At 33.1% G+C, this 25158-nt stretch carries 15 protein-coding genes; 8 read left to right on the top strand and 7 right to left on the bottom strand.

Features of this window, described 5'->3' with window-relative positions; all coding sequences use genetic code 11:
- Positions 1-16: 16 nt before the first annotated feature.
- From BM246_RS00445 to BM246_RS00430, 5 genes are all read right to left on the bottom strand, one after another.
- The gene (locus BM246_RS00445; RefSeq protein WP_042498569.1) at positions 17-304 is read right to left on the bottom strand and encodes a TIGR03643 family protein; all 288 of its coding nucleotides are present in this window, start codon (positions 302-304) and stop codon (positions 17-19) included.
- Between the two features lie 7 nt (positions 305-311).
- Positions 312-713: a DUF2452 domain-containing protein gene (locus BM246_RS00440; RefSeq protein ID WP_042498573.1), complete on the bottom strand. Its 402-nt coding sequence runs from the start codon at positions 711-713 to the stop codon at positions 312-314.
- A gap of 3 nt (positions 714-716) precedes the next feature.
- Positions 717-881, bottom strand: coding sequence for a Lacal_2735 family protein (locus tag BM246_RS19805; RefSeq protein ID WP_042498574.1), 165 nt, complete (start codon positions 879-881; stop codon positions 717-719).
- 216 nt (positions 882-1097) lie between these two features.
- Positions 1098-2156: a PAS domain-containing sensor histidine kinase gene (locus BM246_RS00435; protein ID WP_074935351.1), complete on the bottom strand. Its 1059-nt coding sequence runs from the start codon at positions 2154-2156 to the stop codon at positions 1098-1100.
- A 284-nt stretch (positions 2157-2440) separates the two neighbouring features.
- Complete coding sequence (locus BM246_RS00430) at positions 2441-6538, bottom strand: hybrid sensor histidine kinase/response regulator transcription factor (RefSeq protein ID WP_074935350.1); 4098 nt, start codon at positions 6536-6538, stop codon at positions 2441-2443.
- Positions 6539-6824: 286 nt separating this feature from the next.
- On the opposite strand from BM246_RS00430, the gene BM246_RS00425 reads away from it, so the two are divergent.
- From BM246_RS00425 to BM246_RS00400, 6 genes are all read left to right on the top strand, one after another.
- Positions 6825-8297, top strand: coding sequence for an arylsulfatase (locus BM246_RS00425; RefSeq protein ID WP_042505466.1), 1473 nt, complete (start codon positions 6825-6827; stop codon positions 8295-8297).
- A 28-nt stretch (positions 8298-8325) separates the two neighbouring features.
- Entirely contained in the window at positions 8326-10926 is a 2601-nt protein-coding gene (locus BM246_RS00420) for a fibronectin type III domain-containing protein (protein WP_074935349.1), read from the top strand.
- A 25-nt stretch (positions 10927-10951) separates the two neighbouring features.
- Complete coding sequence (locus tag BM246_RS00415) at positions 10952-14101, top strand: beta-galactosidase, LacZ type (protein ID WP_074935348.1); 3150 nt, start codon at positions 10952-10954, stop codon at positions 14099-14101.
- Positions 14102-14159: 58 nt separating this feature from the next.
- Positions 14160-17246: a glycoside hydrolase family 2 TIM barrel-domain containing protein gene (locus BM246_RS00410; protein ID WP_083415649.1), complete on the top strand. Its 3087-nt coding sequence runs from the start codon at positions 14160-14162 to the stop codon at positions 17244-17246.
- A gap of 389 nt (positions 17247-17635) precedes the next feature.
- On the top strand, positions 17636-19246 hold the full coding sequence (locus BM246_RS00405; RefSeq protein ID WP_074935347.1) for a sulfatase: 1611 nt from the start codon (positions 17636-17638) through the stop codon (positions 19244-19246).
- Between the two features lie 295 nt (positions 19247-19541).
- Positions 19542-21065: a GH3 family acyl-acid amido synthetase gene (locus BM246_RS00400; RefSeq protein WP_074935346.1), complete on the top strand. Its 1524-nt coding sequence runs from the start codon at positions 19542-19544 to the stop codon at positions 21063-21065.
- Positions 21066-21069: 4 nt separating this feature from the next.
- On the opposite strand, the gene BM246_RS00395 is transcribed toward BM246_RS00400, so the two are convergent.
- Complete coding sequence (locus BM246_RS00395; RefSeq protein WP_042498825.1) at positions 21070-21672, bottom strand: hypothetical protein; 603 nt, start codon at positions 21670-21672, stop codon at positions 21070-21072.
- A gap of 22 nt (positions 21673-21694) precedes the next feature.
- On the bottom strand, positions 21695-23116 hold the full coding sequence (gene cls / locus BM246_RS00390; RefSeq protein WP_074935345.1) for a cardiolipin synthase: 1422 nt from the start codon (positions 23114-23116) through the stop codon (positions 21695-21697).
- Between the two features lie 142 nt (positions 23117-23258).
- Between cls and BM246_RS00385 the strand changes: the two genes are divergently transcribed.
- The gene (locus BM246_RS00385) at positions 23259-23699 is read left to right on the top strand and encodes an arsenate reductase family protein (protein ID WP_074935344.1); all 441 of its coding nucleotides are present in this window, start codon (positions 23259-23261) and stop codon (positions 23697-23699) included.
- Positions 23692-25158, top strand: a complete 1467-nt coding sequence (locus tag BM246_RS00380; protein ID WP_074935343.1) for a DUF748 domain-containing protein — start codon at positions 23692-23694, stop codon at positions 25156-25158. The genes BM246_RS00385 and BM246_RS00380 overlap by 8 nt, the downstream gene beginning before the upstream one ends.

Genomic DNA, 25158 nt, shown 5'->3' with positions numbered 1-25158 from the left:
GAGTGAATTAATTTAATTAGCGTTTACTTATTTTATTACTAGAAATTGCTTTTTGTCTAGAGCATTTAAAGCGAGTAATATCTGGATTTCGTTTTTTTAAATGCTTTTTACTCACGCCGCTATTTACACGTTTACGCCAACGTTTAAAGCTAGACTCTTTAAGGTTACCACGCATAACTTTAATAACTTCTTTTTCGGGTAATCCAAATTGAAATAGAATAGCTTCAAAGGGTGTACGATCTTCCCAAGCCATTTCAATAATACGGTCTAGTTCTCTTTCTGTTAATGGTTTTGTTTCTGTCATCGTGAAATTATATTTTTTCCCAAGTTTGGTCTGCATTTAAATAAAAGCTTCCTAGAGGATTAAAATTGCAATGTTCTGGTGCTATTATGGATAGAAAAGATTCTCCATTTTCTCTTTTGTATAAATGATATACTTCGCCTATAACGGGTTCAAAAGTAAACTTAGCATCGAATATGAGTTTATTGTATTCAAATTCTTGAATCATTTTTTCATATTCTGCTTTTAGCTCCAGATATTTAGCCTCAACCTTATGATTGATTTTTGTGATGCTTCTGTTTTTCCAAGCAATACTATCGGTTGGAGTAATTACAGGTGCACCAACAGAAGTAGCATACGGCTTAATAGAAGCATCATACCTTTTGGTTTCTGTATTGTAAACGACCTGATCTGGCTTTTTTTCTTCACTCATGTATTAATTCAACTTTTCTAGTTTTTTCATGACTTCTTCTGCTTCAAAAACTTTTTGATCACTCATTCTTCTATTTGATGTAGATAAGGCATGTGCTTCATTCATCAGTTTTTCATATTGTTTTTGTAACATTTCTTTCTCTGATTTTGTTTTAAATAGTCCAAACATTTGGTGTGCTTTTTTATGATTTATAAAAATTAACTGCTTTAAATATTTTATAAAGATACAATAATGTTTAATGTTTTCTTTAAAAAGTTAAACAAAATAATTCTAGAGTCAATAAGTGGATCTCGAAATTCTGAATATTTCAAGGGCTTTTTCTATGTAGTAGATTGAGATTTTATAATGATAATAGCGTAGTCAAAATGATGTGTATAGGAAGAACTAGCTATTAAAACTGATGGTGAATGTTGTGCCATGATTGATCTTGCTATCTACATGAATGCTTCCGCCAAGTGAGGTTACATGGTTGTAAACTAAGTATAAACCCACACCTTTGCTATCTTCATTTCCGTGAAAACGTTGATTTAATTTAAATATTAGATGTCCTACTTTTTCCATATCAAACCCGAGACCATTATCAGAATATTTAAAAGTGGGTTTACCGTATAAGTTATTAGATGTTATCGAAATGATAAGCGGAACTTCTGGTCGTGCGTATTTAATAGAGTTTGTAATAAAATTAAGAAAAATACTTTCCATATATGCCGGATTAAAAGGAACGTTTTCTAAAACCGAAAAATCTATTTCGAATTGCGCTCCAGACTTTTGGATTAGCGTACTTATGGAATGACTGACTTTGTTGAAAATGGCATTAAAGTTAACAAGGTCTAGGGTTTCGTTTGAGATATTTTTTTGTTTAAACGCTTCTACGTAAGTGTTTAGAGAATCGTTTAGACCTTCTGCAGAGACCTTTATGTAGTTTAACATTTTTAAGGTTTCGGGATCTTCAACTTTACTTAAATCAATTAAATCTACTAAAGAGATTAAATTATTTACGGGAGATCTCAGGTCGTGAGACGTTGTGTAATTAAGTTGCTTAAGTTTTTCGTTTACTTCACTAAGCTTACTTAAGTGCGATATGCGTTCGTTCTCTAGTTCTTTTTTGTGTGTAATATCTTTTGCAATGGCATAAACTAGCTTATCTTTTTCAACAGGAATTGCTGTCCAATGCAGCCAGATAATTGCGCCAGATTTGGTTACATATCTATTTTCAAAATTTATTAACGGTTTGTTTTGTTTTAAATTAGACCTGTAAGAGGCTGTACGCTTTTTGTCTTCATCATAAATAAAATCTGAAATTAATTTTGAACGTAATTCTATTTCAGAAAATCCTAAAAGTTCTACAAAAGCAGGATTGATTTTAACAAAATAGCCTTCAAAATTTGCAATACAGAGACAGTCCATCGATAGTTCAAAGAAAGGGTCTAAATAATGATCCATTGGTTTCGCTATGCTAAATTTAAAAAATTAGAGAGTCCGTTAAGAAGCAACGAAGTTAAAGCTAGTTACCTATAAAATCAATTAAAAGGGGGGGATTTGTTTCAATAATGAGATAATGTAAAAATTAGTCTGATTAAAATATAATTTTTCTGAAAAACGGCTAAAAAATAGAGAAATATGTTAATTGAATGTATCTGAAAATTAACAAAATAGGTGCAAAAAAAATCTCAGTTATATGGTATAACCGAGATTTAAAAACTTCTTATAATTTATAAAAGATAATTTTATTCGGTATTCTGTTTAATATACTCTGTAGGACTCATGCCGTATTCTTTATTAAAGCATTTACTAAAGTATTTCTGGTTGTTAAATCCCGTCATGTAAGCAACTTCAGAGATATACATTTTATCTTGTTTTAGTAACTGAGCAGCTCGTTTTAGTTTTATGGTTTTAATGAAATTTACAGGAGTATCATTCAGTATTTGCTGTACTTTTCGATATAAGTTTGCTCTGCTCATTCCAATTTCAGAAGCTAAAAATTCTACGCTTAATAAATTATTGTTCATATTATCTTCAATAATTTTGATAAGCTTTTTAATGAATTTTTCGTCGTTAGAGTCTACGTGTTTATCAACAGGCGCTGTGGTTATAAGTTTGCTATATTTTTCCTTCAGATTATGTCTCGTTTTAAATGTGTTTTTTACTTTCCATTTAAGAAATTCTAAACTAAAAGGCTTTTCTATATAGTCGTTTGCTCCAAGACTTAAGCATTCAATTTTAGACTCGTCAGAATTTTTAGCAGTAAGCATAAAAATAGGCGTATTGTTAAATTCAGCATTCTTTTTTATCTGTTTTAACATAGAAAGACCATCTTGAATAGGCATTAAAATATCGCTTATAATAAGGTCTGGTTTTTCTGCCATAGCTTGTGCGTAACCTTCTTGGCCATTTGGAGCTTCAATAATATCAAAATCATCGCTTAACTCTTCTTTTACCATTTGCCTTAAATCATCATTATCTTCAACAACAAGCACCTTAGATTTTTTAGTTTTTTGTTCTATGTTTTTTTTATTATTAAACTCGGTAGAAACTTCTTCAATGACTTGGAATTCCGAGTTTTTTATGAAATTTCGTTTTAGAGGCATACTAGTTTGCATGCGCTCTTTTTTGCTGTATTTATCTTTTGAAATAGGAATACAAAAAGTGAACTCTGTGTAAACATTCTCTTCGCTTTCTACCTTAATTGTACCATGATGACGCTCGATAAGTTTATGCACGAGTTCCATGCCAATTCCGGTTCCTGGTATTTGATTACGTTGTGATTTTGTTGCTTGGTAATAGCGATCGAAGATAAATTCTAAATCTTTTTTAGGAATTCCTAAACCGTTATCTCGAACGCTACATCTTATATATTTACCATTGAATGGGTGAGGCTCACTCTCGTTTTTATTTGGTTTTATAACATCTAGATTTACTGTTATTTTTCCGTTTTTAGCGGTGTATTTAAAGGCATTGGAAACAAGATTAAATAGAATTTTCTCCAATAAATCTACATCGTACCAACCGGATGTTTTCTTTGTATTAGACGTAAAATCATAATCGATTTCATAAATTTTAGCAAAGTCGTTAAAGGCGTTTTTTATGGTATTAATATCTTTAACAATATCATTTTTAGAGACCTTGAGTTTAAATTTTCCTTCGTCAAACTTTCTAATATCCATAATCTGGTTTATTAGGCGGTGCATTCTAAGAGTATTGTTGTAAATACGCTGACTCGTTAAAGGACTTAATGTGAATTTTTTCTCTTTAACCACTTTTTCAATAGTACCTAATATTAAGGATAGAGGTGTGCGTAACTCATGAGAGATATCGGTAAAAAATATCATTTTCATTCTGTTAAGTTCATTGTCTTTTTCTCTAGAAATGGTTTCTTTTACAAGGTTTTTCTTTAGTAAATACCAACGTCTAATTAAAATAGAACCTATGTAAATAATTAATATACCTAAAAGAACATAGGCTATAATAGCCCAAATACTTTTCCATATTGGTGGATTGATAATAAAGGAAACCTCGGCAGGTGTATCATTCCAGGCGCCATCACTGTTGGTACTTTTAACCATAAAGGTGTAAGTGCCAGGCGAGAGATCGTTATAATTTGCATTTCGGTTAGAAGCACTTGTATAAACCCAATAGTTGTTGAGTCCTTTTAATTTATAGGCGTATTGGTTTTTATTAGGTGTGGTTAAGTCTAACGAAGAAAAATTTACAGCAATGTTATTTTGATTGTACGGTAATTCTATTGGTGCACCAGAGTATGTGTAAAATTCATTGATGTTTTTAAAGCTATTCATAGCTTTGTTTTCTTGTGTTTTACCAAGAATAGCGAAACTTGTAATTACCGTAGTTGGCAATATAGTTTGCGGTGTTAATTTTGTTGTAAAAACACTATAAAAACCGTCGGTACATCCAAAATATATAATCTTCTTTTGAGTATTAACCGTACTGGAGTTAAAAAGGAATTGGTTTTCGTTAATACCATCTTCCACACCAAAAGGTATAAAACGTTGTGTTTTAATATTAAACTTTGTGATGCCATTTCTGGTACTCATCCAAATATTACCATTGTAATCCTCTTCAATAGCCGAAACTATTTTTGGTCTATAGGCGTTATTCTCTTTAAAATTATTGAACTTGTCAAGAGATGCTTCATACATATTTAATCCACCACCACGTGTTCCTACCCAAATATTATTTAAATTATCTTCATGTAAACTTAAAATAGCATTGGATGTTAAACCATTTTCTAGGGTAGGCAAATAGTGCTTTATAGTTTCATTTAACAGATCTACACAGTATAAACCTTCTCCACGTGTACCAATCCATAATTTATTGTTTTTCGCGAGTAAGAGGGTAGAGGTATGGTGATTTTCTAGTTTTTTAATTACATTTTGTTTAAATTCAGAAATGGCCTTATTGCTATTAATAATGTCAATACCACCGTTCCATAATGCTACCCAAAGTTCATTTTTATTTATAGGTACAATATCTTTAATAAGTTCTTTGTAAGATTTAATTTTAATTAAATCTAGTTTAGTATCGTTAGAGTTATAATTGTTGGTTTTATAAATGGATCTATTATCAGCAATTAAAAACTCGGTGTTTTCGTAATTTCTTGTAATGGTTTGTATAAACTTGATGTCGTTTTCAATTTTAACATAGGCTTTGGTTTTTTGATTAAAATGAAAAAGACCTTCTCGTGTACCTACTAAAATATTGGCTAAGTTCAAACTCCTTAAACTCGTAGTAATGCTATTGCTTTGTGAGAGTTTGTTGTATTCAAATAAAGAAGTTCTGCCTAAATATTTATTAATTCCTTTAAATGAACCAATCCAAAGATTGCCATAATCATCAAATATGGTAGATGAAATATGATTGTTTAATAAGTTAACCTCTTTGCTAGTGTTTGAAAAATAATTAAAATGATAAGTATTATCTATTCTATTCGCTTTAATTAACCCTTCTGATGATCCAATCCAAATGGCATTATTTTTAGCATCTATAGAGACTGTCGTTAAAAAACAAGTGGAAGATAATTCTATATTAATATTAGGGTATTGTTCTAGAATCTCTATGTTATAGTCTGCTTTATTGGTGCCTAGAATATACATGCTGGTTGCACTTACTACCATTATTTTATTATCTGCCAAAAACTTCATATCAACAATTTTTTCATTGAAGTTCGTAGCTGTAATTAAATTGTTTTCGTTGATATAAAATAGGCCATTATCGTTAGCAATCCAATGTCTATCAAAATTATCGATTAGTACAGTAGATATGGTTTTGGCAGAAGTTTTGTATATGTTATCGCTAGGGGTGTTAGTAAAAACTTCGGGTAAGTTAATTTCAGAGATATCTTCCTTAGATTGAAATTTAAGTAAGCCTTCCGTTTGGATGTTTACCCAAATATCACCTGTTTTACTACTTGTTTTTACAAACGAGCTAATATTCTTCAAAAAACCTTTAAACTGGTTTTTTTTTCTATTATAATGAATAAGATAACTTTCGCTTCCTATCCATAGGTTCTTATGGGCGTCTTCAATAATAGAATTGATATTATTATTAGGAATAGAATTGGCATCAAAAACATCATATTGATATTCTTCCAAATCGTGTCCATCATATCTATAAAGGCCAGAATTACTTCCTATCCATAAATAACCGTAGCTATCTTTAAAAAGCACGTTTACCTTCTTGTTAAAAAGTACACCGTGTATATCTAATTCATGAAAGTTTAAAGAATTAGATTGAGAGAAAGAAATGTTTAAAGTGAAAAATGTAATAATTAAACATATGTAGGTAATGGTGGTTTTAAAAATGCTCATAAAAATCAAAGGAGTAATTATGTTGTATATAAAATATTCTTGACAGCATCACAATTTACATAAGTTTTATCATTTTTTACCCTTAATTAGCTTGAGCTAGGCCTAATAATGTAAAATAATAGGGGTGATAATGTTGCATCTCCTTTAGTTTAACCATGTATTGCAGGTATCGCAACATTTGTAGGGGGATTTTAATAAAACGAAGCTTTAATTTACAAGTATATTTGAATGTATTAAAATGTTCAAAGGAAATAGATCCTAAAACTTAGAAAAGAAATTGATAAAAATGAAAAAAGGTATTCAAATTTTACTGTCGGCTATTTTAGTTGCAAGTGCGTTTTCGTGTGGAAAAGCGAAAACCAAAGAAAATGTAATTTCTGCGGAAGTTGTAAAAGAGAATAAAAAGCCGAATATCATATATATATTGGCTGACGATCTTGGCTATGGTGATTTAAGTAGTTTTGGTCAACAAAAATTTAATACACCGCATATAGATAAATTAGCAGCAGAAGGTATGTTGTTCACTCAGCATTATGCAGGTAATACAGTTTGTGCACCATCACGTTCAGCTTTATTAACGGGTATGCATACAGGGCACACTCCAGTTCGTGGTAATAAAGAAGTTATGCCAGAAGGCCAATATCCAATTCCAGACAATACGTATACTATGGCAGAAGCGCTTCAAAAAGGGGGGTATGTTACAGGTGCTTTTGGTAAATGGGGTTTAGGTTATCCAGGATCAGAAGGTGATCCAAACAAACAAGGTTTCGATGTTTTTTATGGTTACAATTGTCAACGTTTAGGGCATAATTATTATCCTTATCATTTATGGTCTAATCAAGATTCTATTGTTTTAACAGGTAATGCAGGACATAAAAAAGAACAATATGCTCCAGAATTAATTCAAGAAAAAGCCATCGAATTTTTAGAAACTTATAAGGATAGTACATTCTTTATGTATGTGCCAACTATTATTCCTCATGCCGAATTAGTAGCTCCAGAAGCTGTTTTAGCTAAATATAGAGGTAAATACGCTCCAGAGAAAGTGTTTGAAGGTACAGATGATGGGCCAGAATATAGATTAGGCTTTTATGAATCTCAAACAGAATCTCACGCTGCTTTTGTTGCCATGATTGAAATTATGGATAATCAAGTTGGTGAAATTATGGATAAAGTAAAAGAGTTAGGTCTTGAGGACAATACTATTGTTGTTTTTACTTCGGATAATGGACCTCATACTGAAGGTGGAGCCGATCCAAAATATTTTAATAGTAACGGACCTTTTAAAGGTGTTAAAAGAGATTTATATGAAGGTGGAATTCGTGTTCCAATGATGATTAAATGGCCAGGAAAAATTAAGCCAGGTAGTAAAAGTGATTTAATTTCTGCATTTTGGGACGTACTTCCAACGTTTTCTGAAGTAGCAGATGTTCCAGTTCCATCAAATTTAGATGGTATTTCATTTTTGCCAACATTATTAGATAATGCTTCGGAACAAAAACAACACGATTATTTATATTGGGAATTTCATGAAAGAGGAGGTCGCCAAGCGATTAGAAAAGGGAAGTGGAAAGCAGTAAAATATAAAGTACTTAAAAACCCGAATGCACCTATAGAATTATACGATTTATCTGTAGATGAAGGTGAGCAAAATAACGTTGCTAGCGAGCATCCAGAGGTTGTAAAAGATATGGAGCGTATTTTAAAAGAAGCAAGAACACCATCGGATGTGTTTACCTTCGATCAGGTTTCATTTTAAAAATTTAATAAGCGATTAATCTTAATTTATGGCTTTTAAAAAAGTGAAAATCATACAATTGGTTTTAGCGGTTTGCCTTGTGCAAACCGCTTCAATATATGCGCAAAATCCGGAATCTATAAATATAGATACCACAACTGGTCATGCTATTAAAAATGGTGCAAGTGGCTTCAATGTGCGTATAGCCGATAAAGTTTGGAGTTATACACATCCCGATTTTGTAGCTTCAGTAAAAGAGCTAAAACCAGGTTGGTTACGTTATTTTTCTGGCACAATGGGCGATGCTTTTAGTAGTGCAACAGGACAGTATGATTTGGATTATATTGCCATGTTCGATCACCAAAAACCTTATTTAAAAGGACATCGCTTTACGGAAGTTAAAGGTCCACATCGCGTTACCGATTTATATCATTTATTAAGTGAAATCAACGGAAAACTAGTGATTACGGTGAATGCTTTTTCTGAAACTCCAGAAATGGTGATGGAATTGGCACGCTTTTGTAAAAACAATAATATTAAAGTTGAAACTTGGCAATTTTGTAACGAACCCTATTTTTACGTGCCAAATAGAAATAGATATTGGTGGAATGATGGTTATGATTATGCGGCAAAAATGCAGCCTTATGCCGAGGCTATTCAAGAAGTGCTGCCAGATGCTAAATTAGCCTTGAATTATACTTGGGATGGTGTATGGACTTTTATGAAAGAGATTAATAAATTTCAAAAAACCAATGGTGCTTACTGGAATACGTTTTCAAAGCATTCTTACGCACCACATACCGGAAAAAAAGAAACGTTAGAGCAAGCTTATAAACGGGCAAACACCAAATTAATAGAAGCGACAAGTCCGTCGGCAATGTCGGAAATAGAAGATTATACTTGGAAAGGTGCACCCATGATTATCACCGAATTTGGTGTATGGAATAGTCCGTTAAATGGTATTTATTCGGGTATTTATAACGTGGAATATATTATGCGTCAGTTGCAACACACCAACACCACTTATGTTGCAGCGCACGAGGTTAGTAACAAGTTTTTGCCTGCGGTAAATAAAAATAATTTGTTAGAAGACGCTTTTAAAAATAATCAGCAAATAGATACCGATACCATTAATACAGGTATTCATCGTGATATAGAAGGTAAAACTTTAAAAATATATCATGAGGCTACTAATAACTCTAATTTCTTATATAAAACCGATATCTCTAAAATGGTACAAGTTCCGGGATTAAAAGGCATAGAAGCAAATGGTATGTTTGTGCAAACCTACAAAGGGAATAATGGCTTTAATTATTTAGTGATTACGAATAGAAGTGAAGAATCTAATCAGTTTCAAGTTAATATTAACGGCACACCATTAAAAGAAACTTTATTAACGAACTATATTTCTGCCGATGTTTTGAAAACGAGAAACCCAGATATTCAGGAAACTACATATAAAAACGGACTTATAACTGTAAAACCATTTAGTATTTCGGTTAGTAAATGGAAAACGAATTCCAGTGCACTTACGCAACCAACTATTTATAAAGCAAGTATTGAGAAAAATGGAATCCAGTTAAATTGGGGAGAAGTTGGTTTAGCTACAGCGTATAAAGTTTATTATGGTACAGATGCTTTAAATTTAAATAAGTCGATTACTGTAAAAAACAAAACAGCCATTTTGGTTGAAGCAGTAGAGAAAGGAAAACCGTATTATTTTAAGCTACAAGCATTAAATAAAGCTATCGAAAGTCCAATCTCAGATGTGGTTTCAGTAACATTCAATAAACCGGAACAACCTGAAATTTTTAAAGTTTCAAGACGGGATTATAGTGTTACCCTTTTTTGGAAAAGTGTTGCAAACGCCAAAGGTTATTTAATACACTATGTTGATGAAAACGGAAAAGACATAGAGATTGATACCGATAATGTTTTCGGTTACCGTATTGAAGGTTTAAAGGACCAAACAGATTATCAATTCACAGTTACAGCATACAACGGTTTAGGTAGAGGCGAAGCTTCCGATAAGGAAAACGTTACTGTATCTTCTAGAATACCGTTTAGTCCGCGCAATGTTTCAGCTGTAAAAATATCATCAAATATCATTGAGGTGAAATGGCATAGACAAGATCAAGTCTTGGAAGGCACAAGCTATAATGTGTATCGTGGTGAGAAGTTGCATGAGTTTACTAAAATTTCGACGGCTGTAAAAGACACCGTTTTTCTGGATAACAATATCGTAAATGATAAGCAATATTATTACACCGTAAAAGGGTTAACCGATGCTGGTGAAAGTAATTTTTATCCAAATATAGCCACGGCATTTTCAGCAGAAAACAATGATAAAATTACTATTCAAGTTGTTGAAACTAAAGAAGACGGTTATCTTGTAAAGGTGAAACTTAATAAACTTCAACTAAAGGAAAATGACGCTTTTGGTATCATTATCAATAATGTATCTTATTTAAATGTAGAAGATATTAAAATTGAAGGTACACGAGGACCTGAAGAAACCAAGCAATTTCAGGCCTTTATTCCTTTGTCAAAAGTGAAACAAAATTCAAATTATACCATAAAAGCATTCATTACTAAACAAGGTAAAACGTTAGAAAGTGCTCTGGTAAATCAACATATTGCAACAAAATAAAGAGAACCACTAACTTAATTATAAAATGAAAAAGTATTTAATCCTCATCATCGCTGTTATTTCATTAGTATCCTGTGATAAAACAGAAACAAGACCGGTTTATATGGCTGAAAAATGGGAAAATCCAGAATGGGAGAATCCAGAAATATTTCAAATTAATAGAGAAGAGCCAACGGCATCATTCTATAAATATACTAATGAAAATGAAGCATTAGGGAATGAATCTTGGGAGAATTCTCCGTTATATCAATCTTTAAACGGTGTTTGGAAATTTTATTACGCAGATAGTGTTCAAGCACGTCCAACCGAATTTTACAAAGAAAATTTCGATGTTAAGCAATGGGATACGCTTACTGTACCATCTAATTGGGAATTAAAAGGTCATGGTGTGCCAATTTATACAAACAGAACGTATATGTTTCCTCCAAATCCTCCATTTATTCCTCATAATTTAAACAGTAATGGTAGTTATAAAAGAGATTTTGAAGTTTCAGAAAATTGGGATGGTAAAGATGTTTATTTACATTTTGCAGGTGTTAGCGGTGCGATGTATGTATGGTTAAACGGTGAAATGGTAGGTTATAATGAAGGCAGTAAAACACCGGTAGAGTTTAAAATAACCGATTTAGTGAAGTCAAGAAAAAATAGCTTAGCTGTACAAGTTTTACGTTGGTCGGATGCTAGTTATATGGAAGATCAAGATTTTTGGAGATTAAGTGGTATCGAGCGCGATGTGTATTTATATGCTAATAATAAAGTAACGTTACGAGATTTTAGAGTAACATCAGGTTTAGAAAATAATTTTCAAGATGGTGTGTTTAAAGTAGATTTAAAAGTTGATAATAATACTTCTAAAGCAGCAGAGCAGGTTGTTAAAATTCAATTATTAGATGGAGATAAAGAAATTTATACCGATTCTAAATCGGTAGCTTTAAAAGTAGGAAGAAATGAGTTGAGTTTTGGTAAAATAATTCCGAATGTAAAAACATGGAACGCAGAGTCTCCAAACTTATACACGCTTTTGCTAACTGTTAATGGAGAGTCTACTGCCATTAAAGTTGGTTTTAGAAACATTGAAATTAAAAACAACCAGTTTCTTGTAAATGGTATGCCTATTTTATTAAAAGGTGCAAATTTACACGACCATAGCGAAACTGAAGGTCACGTAATTTCTGAAGCTTTAACCATGAAGGATTTAGAAGTTATGAAGCAAAATAACTTAAACGCTATTCGTTGTAGTCACTACCCGAAAAACCCACATTTTTATAGATTATGTGATAAATATGGTTTTTATGTTATTGATGAAGCAAATATTGAAACGCACGGTATGGGGACAACCAACCAAGGTTTAAATAATAATAAAAAAGATCAGTCTGTTCACCCTGCATATTTACCAGAATGGAAAGCCATGCATATGGATAGAACGGTACGCATGTTTGAGCGTGATAAAAACTACCCATCTATTGTAACTTGGTCTTTAGGAAATGAAGCCGGAAATGGTGAAAACTTTTTTGCAACTTACAAATGGTTAAAAGAGCAAGATAGTACAAGACCAACGCAGTATGAAGGAGCTACACAATATTCTAATACAGATATTCAAGCGCCAATGTATTGGACAATTGATCGTATGGTTAAATATGCTGAAAATAACCCAACGCGCCCTTTAATTCAATGTGAATACGCACATGCTATGGGGAATAGTGTTGGTAATTTACAAGATTATTGGAATGTTATTGAAAAATACGACATCATGCAAGGTGGTTTTATTTGGGATTGGGTAGACCAAGGTATTCTTACTGAAAATGAAGACGGCGAAGCATTTTGGGCTTACGGTGGCGATTTAGGTGCAGGACATTTACATAATGATAAAAATTTCTGTTTAAACGGTATTGTTAACCCAGATAGAACGGCGCATCCTGCTTTATTTGAAGTTAAAAAAGTGTATCAATATATTAAGTTTAAAGCTATAAATGCTAAAAAAGGAACGTTTGGAATTAAAAACATTTACGATTTCACAAATTTAAATACTTTAGATTTTTCTTATACTTTATTGAAAAATGGTGTTGAAATCGCAGATGGAAAATTACCTGTTTTAGATGTAGCGCCATACACGGCTAAAACTGTAAATATAGATTTACCAAAGTTTGATGATGCTAATGCAGAATATCATGTTAACATTTATGCAAAAACAAAAACAGCGACAGATTTAGTACCAAGCGGACATACGGTGGCTTACGAGCAATTCGAAGTTCAAAAAGGTCAATTTAATTTTGGAATAAATAAATCTTTTGATGAATTAATTGTTGGAGAAGATGCTGAAAAAATATTAATTTCTAGTAAAGATATTAAGGTTGCTTTCAACAAAGCTACAGGTGTTTTAAATGAATTAGATTACGGTAATGGTAACGTTATTTTAAAAGGTATTCAAGCCAACTTCTGGCGCCCAACAACCGATAACGATTATGGTTTTAAAATGCCTAAAAAAATGGGCGTTTGGAAAGAAGCTACCAAAAATCAAGGTTTTGTAGATATTAAGCAAGAAACAGATGCTTCTGGTAACTGCGTAGTAACGGCAAATTATAAATTAGCCGCTGTTAATGGCGCTTTACAAATGGTTTACACGATAAATTCGGAAGGAACTATTTTAGTCAACACGACTATGTCTAGTATCAATGGAGAGTTACCTGTATTGCCTAGATTTGGTAATAATTTGGTTATTAATAACGAGTTTAGTAACGTTGCTTGGTTTGGTAGAGGACCTCACGAAAATTATCAAGATAGAAATACATCGGCATTGGTTGGTTTATATAAAGCATCGGTAAGCGATTTATATTTCCCATACATTCGTCCACAAGAAAACGGTTATAAAACGGATACACGATGGATCACGTTTACAAACAAATCTGGTAACGGAATTAAAGTAACTGCGGAAGATTTAGTGTCATTTAGTGCCCACCACCAGTACAACGACGATTTTGATGCTGGAGAAGATAAAAGACAACGCCATACTACCGATATCGAAAAACGAGATTTAGTAAGCATCAATATCGATTACAAACAAATGGGTGTTGGCGGCGATACAAGTTGGGGTAGAATGCCACACAAGGAATATCAAATAGAAGCTGATAACTTAACTTATAGTTATACCATTGAAGCGGTAAAAGCCGAAAAATAGAGTTGATAGGCCTTATGGTTTTTCATTAGACGTAAAGGATAAAAATGTTAGAAATAATATGCTAAAACAAATTAAAAATATTAAAATATCGCTTGTTCTTTTCAGTTTGCTATACTTATGTCTAGTTGGTTGTAAAGAGGAAAGTAGTACGATAGAAACACGATTACGAACTAGTTTTGATGCCGATTGGAAATTTATCCAAGAGAATATTAAAGGTGCCGAAGTTGTCGGTTTTAATGATGCAAATTGGCAAACCGTAAATGTACCTCACGATTGGAGTATTGAAGGTGAATACGATGAAAGTAACCCTATGGGAGCGCAATGTGGCTACTTACCGGCAGGTTTTGGTTGGTATAGAAAAACCATTGATGTACCAAGTTCATGGAAAGGTAAACAAGTTGAAATTGCTTTCGATGGTGTGTTTATGAATAGCACGGTTTGGGCCAATGGTGTAAAATTAGGCAACCGACCTTATGGTTGGGTGTCTTTCGCTTACGATATTAGTGAAATTGCCGAAAATGCTAATAAAATTACCTTTGCAGTGCATGTGGATAACGACAAACAACCATCAGCGCGTTGGTATACCGGTAGCGGAATTTATGCTCACACTTGGATTGATGTAAAAAATAAAACAAACATTGCTCGCGATGGTATTTTTGTAACAACCAAAAGCAATCAGGTTTTTGTTGAAACGGAATTTTCTCCAGAAAACGAGCAGGTTAAAAATGCAGTTTTAGTAACATCAATACTTGATAAAAGTGGAGTAGTCGTTTCATCTTCTGATGAAAAAATTGAGAATCTTAGTGCTACAGCTAAAACAGAATTGGCTATTTCAAAGCCAAATCTTTGGTCTACCGAAACGCCTTATTTATACACTCTAAAAAGTGAATTATTGGTGAATGATAAATTAGTTGACGTTGTGGAAACTAAATTTGGTGTTCGTGATATTGAATGGATTGCCGAAACGGGTATGTGGATTAATGGTGAAAATGTCAAACTTCAAGGCGTTTGTAATCATCAAGATGCCGGGGCTTTAGGGGCTGCGGTGCCCGATAAAATTTTACGATTTAGAATTCAGCAATTAAAAGATATGGGGGTAAACGCCATTAGAACATCTCACAATCCACAAACGCCTATATTTTATGAGCTTTGTGATGAAATTGGGATGTTAGTCATGGACGAAATTTTCGATGGATGGATGAAAAAAGCCAAAAACGATTATGGTGCTCATTTTTTTGATCAGTGGTGGAAGAAAGATTTAACCGATTGGATTAAGCGTGATAGAAACCATCCATCCATAGTAATTTATAGTGTTGGTAACGAAACCCGTGGGGCTATTGCTAAAGATTTAGTAGCACAATGTAACCTCCTAGATCCAACAAGACCTGTAACATCTGGACATTCAGGTTCTGATTTTATGAATGTTTTAGGTGTAAACGGAAGTAGTGAAAAGCAAGGGTATTTAGAAAATTTAACTGAAAAGCAAAAAGGAAAAGTTTTTATAGGAACAGAAAACACGCATACTTGGCAAGTTCGCGGTTTTTACCGAACAAAAACATGGTTTAGAGATGGATATCCTAATAAAAATCAAAGACCATACGAACTTCCTGATTTAACAGAAGAAGAAGTCTTTACTCACGATTGGGTAGATGAATTAGATAGAAAAAATAGAAAACAAATATTTAATTCTAGTTATGATAATGCTACAGTGCGTGTGTCTTCTAGATTAAACATCGAACAACTTCGCGATATTCCGGCCTACGCAGGATCGTTCCGTTGGACGGGTTACGATTATATTGGCGAAGCTGGTTATGTACATGGTGGCTGGCCGTTTAAGGCGTTTATGGGTGGAGCAATTGATTTAGCTAACTTTGAAAAAGACTTATTTTACTTATATCAAAGTCAATGGACAAATGAGCCAATGGTACATGTTTTACCACACTGGACACATCCAAAAGTGGTTTTAAATACCGAAATTCCGGTTTGGGCATACTCTAATTGTGACGAAGTGGAATTGTTTTTCAATAACACATCATTAGGAAAATTAAAACCTGGCACAGCTTGGGATGAAATGCAATGCCAATGGATGGTAAAATGGCAACCAGGAACTTTAAAAGCTGTAGGTTATAAAGCAGGAAAAGTAGTTTCAGAAGAAATTGTACAAACCGCGGCACAACCTTCAAAAATACAATTATCTATAGATGGTGAACCACTTGGTAATAGCAGTCAGGATATTGTACAAGTACGTGTTTCTACAACCGATAGTTTAGGTGTTTTTTATCCTTACGGGGAAAACAGAACGTACTTTAACGTTTTGGGCGCTGGTAAAATTAAAGCGCTAGATAACGGTAGTCCGGTAGATGTAGAGCAACATGTTGGTCCTAATCACAGAACAGCATTTTACGGTTTAACACGTGCTTATATTGAGTCTACAGACCAAAATGGAGCTATTAATTTGTTAGCGAGTTGTATTTTAGGTGAGAAAAAACAAATCACTTCTAACTTGGTAAGTATTGATACAGAAATTATTAATTTAAGAGGTGATAAAGTAGACCCTAAAATTGACGTGTTTTATACTGTAAATGGCAATGTGCCAACTATAAGTTCTAGTAAATATCAAAACAGTTTTAAAATTGAAAAAGAAACTACCGTTAAAGCATTAATTGTTGTTGATGGTGTTGAAACTCAAATTTTAGAAGAACGTTTTGGTGAAAATGAAGGTTTTACTTGGAACAAAAACACAGGAGATGGAGAACAAATAGGAGAGCAAGCTGAGGAAGCCACGCTTAATAATGCTAAGATAATTACTATTGGAGCAAACTTTAAAGGCAAAGGTTTTGTTAGTATGAATAAGGCCCAAGGCGCTTCTGTATCTTGGTATCAAGAGAATGATGGCGGTGCAGGTCCTGCCGATTTGTATATGCGTTATAGTATAAAATTAAAGGAAGCTGCTGGGACTTTTATAAAAGTTACTGTAAACGGAAAAGTGGTTAACGATAAATTGTTTTTACCAAATTCTAGCAACATGGGTAAAGCATGGAGTAAAGCTAAATTACCTATTAAAATAGACCGTGGTGCTAATACGATTAAGATAGAAACAGTAGAAGATAAAGGATTGTTTATTGATGAAATTATTATTAGATAATTTTCTAATTTAAGTTATCGAGTATATTTTTCCTTTTAGGAAAATTTAAAATAGATATAAAACTAAAAAAAGCTCTATTAGCATAGTAAATCATGCTTATAGAGCTTTTTTGATTCATTTTGAACCCATATTTGAGAATTTTAAAATATTAAAACGCCTTATTTTTGATATGATGCAAGGGGAATTCACCTCTAAGGAGATTAAACCTTCTTGTTTGTTTTGTTTTAGTTTAAGTATAATTGCTGCCTTTAATTTTTGTTTGTTGAAGGCAGTTTTTTAATGGTTGTAGATTGTTTATATTTAGAGCTAGAACAGTAATTAAATTAAAATAAAAAAATAGCTTTTGGGAGCTATTTCATTGAGATAAATAAAAACAGTTATAAAAGTTTATGAAATTAAAAAAAGCATCGAAATATTTGGTACTCGCTTTAACTTTAGGGAGTACGGTTTTTACGTCTTGTAAATCTGAAAAAGCAGAAGTTGAACCTAAGAAGCCCAATGTGCTATTTGTATTGGTAGACGATTTAGGCTATCAAGATTTAAGCGTTATGGGAAGTGATTATTACGAAACGCCGAACATTGATAAAATTGCAAAATCAGGAACTATTTTTACAAATGGTTATGCCACATGTACGGTGTGTAGTCCGTCACGAGCAAGTTTGCTTACCGGACAATTTACAGCGAGACATGGTATCACGCAATACGAAGGTGCTCAATCTGGACAGGGTTGGAAAGCCAAAAACCGATATACAAAATTATTACCACCAGATTTTAAACAACATTTAGATCTCGATGCGCTTACGTTGCCAGAAGCCTTTAAAGCTGGAGGGTACAGCACATTTTTTGCTGGTAAATGGCATTTAGGAAGTAAAGAGCAACACTCTTTGCCAACCGATCATGGTTTTGATGTTAACCAAGGAGGAAACAAATCTGGAGGACCAAATGGCGGTTATTTTTCGCCGTTTAAAAACCCTAACTTAACAAACTTACCTGAAGAAAAAGGGATGACGTTATCTATGAAGCTTGCCAAAGAAACTTCAAAGTTTATAGAAAAAAATAAAGACACTACTTTTTTAGCTTATTTATCGTTTTACGCAGTTCATGCGCCTATTCAAACTTCTGAAGAAAAATGGAAAAAATATAGAGATAAGGCGGAGAAAATGGGAATTGATGAAAATGGATTTAAAATGGAACGTGTTTTACCAGCTCGAAAACATCAAGATAATCCCGTTTATGCAGGTTTGATTGAGCAGGTTGATGAGGCGCTTGGAACTGTAATGCAAACGCTTAGAGATTTAGATTTAGACAAAAACACTATTATAGTATTCACATCGGATAATGGAGGTGTGACTTCTGGTGACAATTTTTCTACAGCACAGCTAGATATTCGTGGTGGTAAAGGTTATCAATGGGAAGGTGGCGTGCGCATTCCGTATTTTGTATATGTTCCATGGATGGATCAAAAAGGTAGCAATATCGATGTACCAGTTTCTGGAACCGATTTATTTCCAACACTTTTAGATTTAGCAGGTTTACCATTAGAACCACAAGCGCATATGGATGGCGTGAGTTTAAAACCACTTTTAGAGGGTAAAACTATAGATGAAAGACCTTTGTTTTGGCATTATCCACATTATGGAAATCAAGGCGGAGAACCAAGTTCTATAATCCGAAAAGGAAATTGGAAACTTATTTATTACTGGGAAGATTTACACAGTGAATTGTACAATTTGGATAGTGATTTAATGGAACGCGATGACGTTGCAGATAGTAATAAAGAATTAACAGCATCATTAAAAACGGAGCTTTTAGAATGGTTAGAAAGCATGAATACGCAGTATGCCGAAGAGGATCCGTTATGGGATGAAGCAGCTAGAAAAAAACGTTTGGAAAACCATAGAACGCAGTTGTTACCTAGGTTAGAAAAACAACGTAAAAAGATGCTGTCTCCTGATTATAAACCAAATAAAGATTGGTGGGGAAGTCAAGTTGAGAAGTAGAATGCTTTAGTTCGAAAAGGAATAAAACAGATGTTTAACTTTTCCGCGAAAGCGATATTTAGATTAGAGTATATTTTAGATTAAGTAGTTTTAAAACCGATGAATCTCAGGGGCTCATCGGTTTTTTTGTGCTATTTTTTTCTGCTTTGGATTAATAATTATTTTGATACAGCTAAACTATTCTATGGTTTTGGCGGATTTTTGATAGATGAGTTCGTGGCGCGTTTCATATTAAATTCAAACGCAATTTACGTACGCTTAAAAACAGCTATTAACCGATAAAACCACTGTAAATATGGCCATAATAGGAAATATAATTAAAGGAATAATTCATGCATCAGAAATCATTTCTTCAGAATTTGATGCTGCAGAAGAACAACGCGAGGTTCTAAAAGATTTACTAGAAACAGCAAAAAATACAGAGTTTGGTAAAGCTTATCAATTTGAAGAGATTCTAAAATCGGATACTATGGAACGTGATTTTAGAGCTAAAGTGCCATTTCACGATTACAATCAAATTACAGAACAATGGTGGGAAAAGGTGCAAGCTGGTGAAAAGGATATTACTTGGCCAGATAGCCCAGATTATTTTGCTCTAAGTTCGGGAACTACAGGGAAAACAAATAAACGTATTCCGGTTACAGATGCCATGGTTAAAGCTATTAGAAATGCAGGAATTCAACAAGTTCTCGCCTTAAGAAATTTTGATTTACCGGCCGATTTTTATGAAAAAGAAATTATGATGTTGGGAAGTTCTACAGATCTTGAAGAACATAATGATGCGCTAGAAGGTGAAATTAGTGGTATTAGCGCCAGTAATATCCCGTTTTGGTTTCAAAATTATTATAAGCCAGGAAAAGAAATTGCTCAAATTGACGATTGGGATAAACGTGTACAACGTATTGCGGAAAACGCTGCTAATTGGGATATTGGTGCACTAAGCGGTATTCCATCTTGGATGGAGTTAATGCTGAAAAAAGTGATAGATTATCACGGTTTAAATAATATACATGAGATTTGGCCAAACTTACAAGTGTATACTTCTGGAGGTGTAGCTTTTGGTCCATATAAAAGGAGTTTTAATGCCCTTTTAGGAAAGCCGATTACGGTTATTGATACTTATTTGGCTTCGGAAGGTTTTATGGCGTTCCAAGAACGACCAGATACGGATGCTATGAAGTTAGTAACCAATAATGGCGTTTATTTTGAATTTGTACCTTTTAAGCCAGAGTACATTCAGGCCGATGGTTCGTTGGTGCAAGATGCACCGTCGTTATCTATTTCTGAGGTAGAACTTAATCAAGATTATGTTTTGGTAATTAGTACGGTTGCAGGATCGTGGCGTTATTTAATAGGTGATACTATTGAGTTTACAGATATTAAACGTGCCGAAATTAAAATTACGGGACGAACAAAATTCTTTTTAAATACTGTTGGTTCTCAGTTATCGGTTAATAAATTGAATGATGCTGTGCAACACCTAGAAAAGGAATTTGATATTGAAATACCTGAATATACCTTATGTGCCAATAGAATTAACGATGATTTTTACCACTGCTGGTATTTGGGTACAGAGTCTAACATAGAGACTGATAAATTGGTAAATGCTTTAGATGAATTTTTGAAGAATGCCAATAAAAATTATAAAGTGGCACGTTCTAAAGCTTTAGAAGGTGTAAAGGTTAACACAGTATCACCTTCTGTTTTTCACGATTGGAGTGGAAGTAACAAAAAGAAAGGCGGACAAGTAAAAATGGAGCGTGTTATGGGGCAAGATAAATTTGCCGAATGGGAAGATTTTGTAGCCTCCAAGCTGTAAGAAATTAGTTTTCTACAGCTTCTCGTTCTTTCACTAACAGTAAAATTTCATCTGGAGCTAAATAGTATTTTCTAATACGGGCTTTATATGTTTCTTCGATTTCAGCATTATTTAGAATAAAATGCTTTGTTTTTAGAATATATTCTGCCATTCCAGATGAAACCGCGTAAGAGTCTGCTGTGCGTTCTGCTTTTCTAATATGGTTATCGGAAAGTAAATATCTAATACCAAACCAAATAAGGTTAAGGCTGCTGCGGTTTTGGTAATCGCAAATATGGCCTAATTCATGGCCAAGCCATCCAATTAAAATATCGCTATCTACATCGGTAGTTTTAAATTCTTTCCCCGATATTTTAAACTTTCTACTCAATAACACCAAATACTTTCTTTTTTTACGATTTTTTAAAAGACTGCAAAATACAGGTTGCGCCAGCATGGTCGATTTTTTGATGTCGTTTTTAAAGCGAAACTCTATTTCGGTATCTTTTAATTGCGGATAGTAAGCTAGCGCAATTGTGGCTTCTTTTTTTATAATTTCGGGTATAATGTGTTGTGCTTTTGTGTATTCTACACTCATAAATATTAGTATATAAATTAAAAATTTCATTCGTTTTATTTCGATGTTTACTTTAGAGTAGCGGGCTAAAAAACTTCGCCATACCTTCTAGTAAACGTTTCCAGACCGGTCTGTTTTTAAAAGACTCGTAATCTAATGGTATGTAATTATTGCAAATAGTATCAAACTCTGTTTGTATGCTCTTGGTTAACTCAACATCATAAAGTAAAGCGTTAGTTTCAAAATTATGTTCGAAGCTTCGGTAGTCAAAATTACCCGAACCTATAGATGCAATTTCACCATCAATTAAAATCATTTTACTATGTGAGAAATCGGGTCTCAGGTATATGTTAACACCAACAGCAAGAAGCTCTTCAAAATTTGAAAACATACTTAATTTTGCCATTTTAGAATCGGATATTTTTGGAACAAGTATACTAACTTCAATACCACTCAATGCTGCAATTTTTAAAGCTTGTAGCACAGCAGTACTTGGTATAAAGTAAGGGTTGGCAATGCAAATGCATTTTTCGGCCAACATAATCATACTTATATATTGCTGCATAATGGCTGGCTGTTTAGAATCTGGTCCGGCAGCTACAATTTGTATAGTATGGTTTCCTTTTTGTTCAATTTTAGGAATATATTTTTCTTTTAGAAGTAACTCTTCATCACTAGCAAAATAATAATCTTTTATAAAAACCCTATGTAAACTCTTCACTACAGGACCTTCTAGCTTAATATGAATATCGTTCCAGATGCCAAGATCGGAAATAGGTTTTATATATTGATCGGTTACATTTACACCACCTGTAAAACCAATTTTTCCGTCAACAATAATCATTTTTCTATGATTTCTGTAATTCAATGTAAATAGAAGACTTCCAAAACGAATTGGCATCATAGGGAAAGCTTTCACCCCAAGATCACGAAAACGTTTAATGGTGTTTCCACGAAAAGAAGAACTCCCGAAAGAATCGTATATTAATCTCACCTCGACACCTTTTGCAATTTTCTCCTTAAATATGTTGTAAAAACGTTCTGAAAGTTCACCTTCAGAAAAAATATAATATTGCAAATGGATAAAATGTTCTGCTTGTTCTAAAGTTTCAAATATACTTTCGAAGGTTTCTTTACCGCCGTTTAGTACTGTTGCTTTATTACCGGCATATGCTTTAAGTAGTGTGCCGTTTTCTATAAGTTTAGAGAGTTTTTTGTTTTTTGCTGAATGGAAATCAACACTATTTTCTAGTTCATGAATGTCCTTATATTTTTCATCAAAAAGCTTTCGCTTTTCTGTTTGCTTCAACCTGAAAAATTTAAACTTTCTTCTATTAACGCCAAATAGATAATAAAGTAGTGGACCCGCAAATGGTAATAATACCACAGCCAATAACCAACTTAATGATTTTGTTGGTCGGCTGCCATGCAGTATAATACTGATGATGCTCCAAAGGGTTACAATCCCGTAAAAAGTCCATAATAGTGTGTTCATTACCTTGTTTTATTTTGTATTCACAAGATAGTTAATGTACCGTTGATAGTTGGATAGCGCGTGCTTTTGAGTTACAAAAGAATTTGATTACGCTAATTAAAAAAGTGGAATCAGGGTATCTTTCGACTTAAATTAAAACATTATGGGCGTGATATCAACAGACAACAGAAAAATTACAATTTATTATCATTCAGAGCACTCTATAGGTAAGCAAACGTATGCTTATGTAAAGTCTTCTGAGAAAAAACTACATGCAGTAGATATATCTAAAACAAATGTTACCGGAACGCAATGGGCGGAATTGGCCAGTAATTTGGGCAAAAATATATCGGATTTAATAAATAAGGATCATCCCGATTTTATTGAAGCTTATGGTAAAGATTCAGCAATTATGGAACAGCACGATTGGTTGAAAATATTAGAGAATGAACCACAATTATTAAAATATCCTATTGTGATAGATGGTGAAAACTATTTGCAAATTAAAAGTGCAGCCGAATTTAAACAATATATTGATCCGGATAGTGCAGGCTTAAACAAAGAACCTTTAGACCAACAATTTACTGAAGAAGACCATGCCTAAAACAGAATATAAAACAAAAACAATACATAAAAAATGGCCCCAAGTATTGCTTGGGGTCGCTATTATATTGTTGCTATGTTTATTAGGTTTACAGGTTTATGGAAAATACGCTTTAACAGAAGCCATAAGTGATAAAACGCCTAAAAACGTGAAGTTAACTTATGATGATTTGGATATCAATATCCTTTTAGGGTCGGTTGAATTTCATAATTTGAACTTAAAGACTTTAAATGAAATAACTGAAAAGATAGAGATTTTAGCAACTGCAGAATTTTTAAAAATTACCGATGTTGCATATTGGCCACTTTATAAAGATAAGCGATTTGAAGCCGATAATATTGAAGTGAAAAACGCAAAAATCACAACGTATAAAGAAGATACAGATGATGTACATTTTTCCGTAGATGAGTTATCCTTTAATATATCTGATGTGAAAACAGACAAGGAAATGCTTCAGAATAAAATCCCTTTTAATTATGAAACCTTAGATGCCGAGTTGCAAGAACTGTATTTAGATTTAAGTCGTTTTGAAGCATTGAAGGTGGCAAGTCTTTCATTTAAAGAAAATAATTTAAAGTTTGAAGATTTATCAATCGCTTCAAAATATGATAAAGAAGCACTTTCTAAACGATTAACTGTGGAGCGTGATTATGTCGATTTTAAAGTTCCTCAAGGAAATTTTGAAGCTTTAGAATTGGGAACAGCTAAAGATAGTTTTGCAGTTTCTGTAGAGCGTTTCAATTTAAATAATTCCGAATTACATCTTTATAGAAATAAACTAATAGCAGACGATTTTACAGTAAAAACACTTTATGGTACACGGCTTGAAAGCCTTCCTATAAAACTAAATATTGAATCTTTTTTTATTAAAAATGCTAATGTATTTTATTCTGAAAAAGTAGATTTAGATATCGACCCGGTATCTATTTCTTTTGAAGATCTCGATGCAGAAATGAACAATGTTTCTAACACTAATACTGAAAAAACTGACATTAAAGTGCAAGCAAAACTTATGGGTAAAGCACCAATATTGTTTAATTGGGATTTTAATACTAAAGATGCCGCCGATTCTTTTAATGCATCGGCTGTTTTAACCGATTTGGAAGCTGAAACAATTAATCCGTTTTTAGAATCTCAAGCTAATGTAAGAGCCTTAGGTCGCATTCATGAAATGTATTTTACCATACATGGTAACAATTTTAAATCTACGGGAGACATGAAAATGAAGTATGAAGATTTTAAATTCTCTATCTTAGATGAAGACCAATTGGGTATTAATAAAACACTTAGTGCCTTAGTTAATATTTTAACCAATGATGGCTCTAAAACTGATGCCAACGGCTATAGATATGGAGATATTGCTGTGGAACGCGATAGAACAAAGTCATTTTTCAACTATTTATGGTTAAACACTAAAGATGGGCTTAAAAATACAGTAGTTGGCAACGGAAAAAAATAA

It is taken from the genome of Algibacter lectus, from assembly GCF_900112395.1.
Classification (GTDB): domain Bacteria; phylum Bacteroidota; class Bacteroidia; order Flavobacteriales; family Flavobacteriaceae; genus Algibacter; species Algibacter lectus.
Note: the sequence above shows the minus strand (reverse complement) of the source record. Positions and strands in the feature narration are given on the sequence as shown.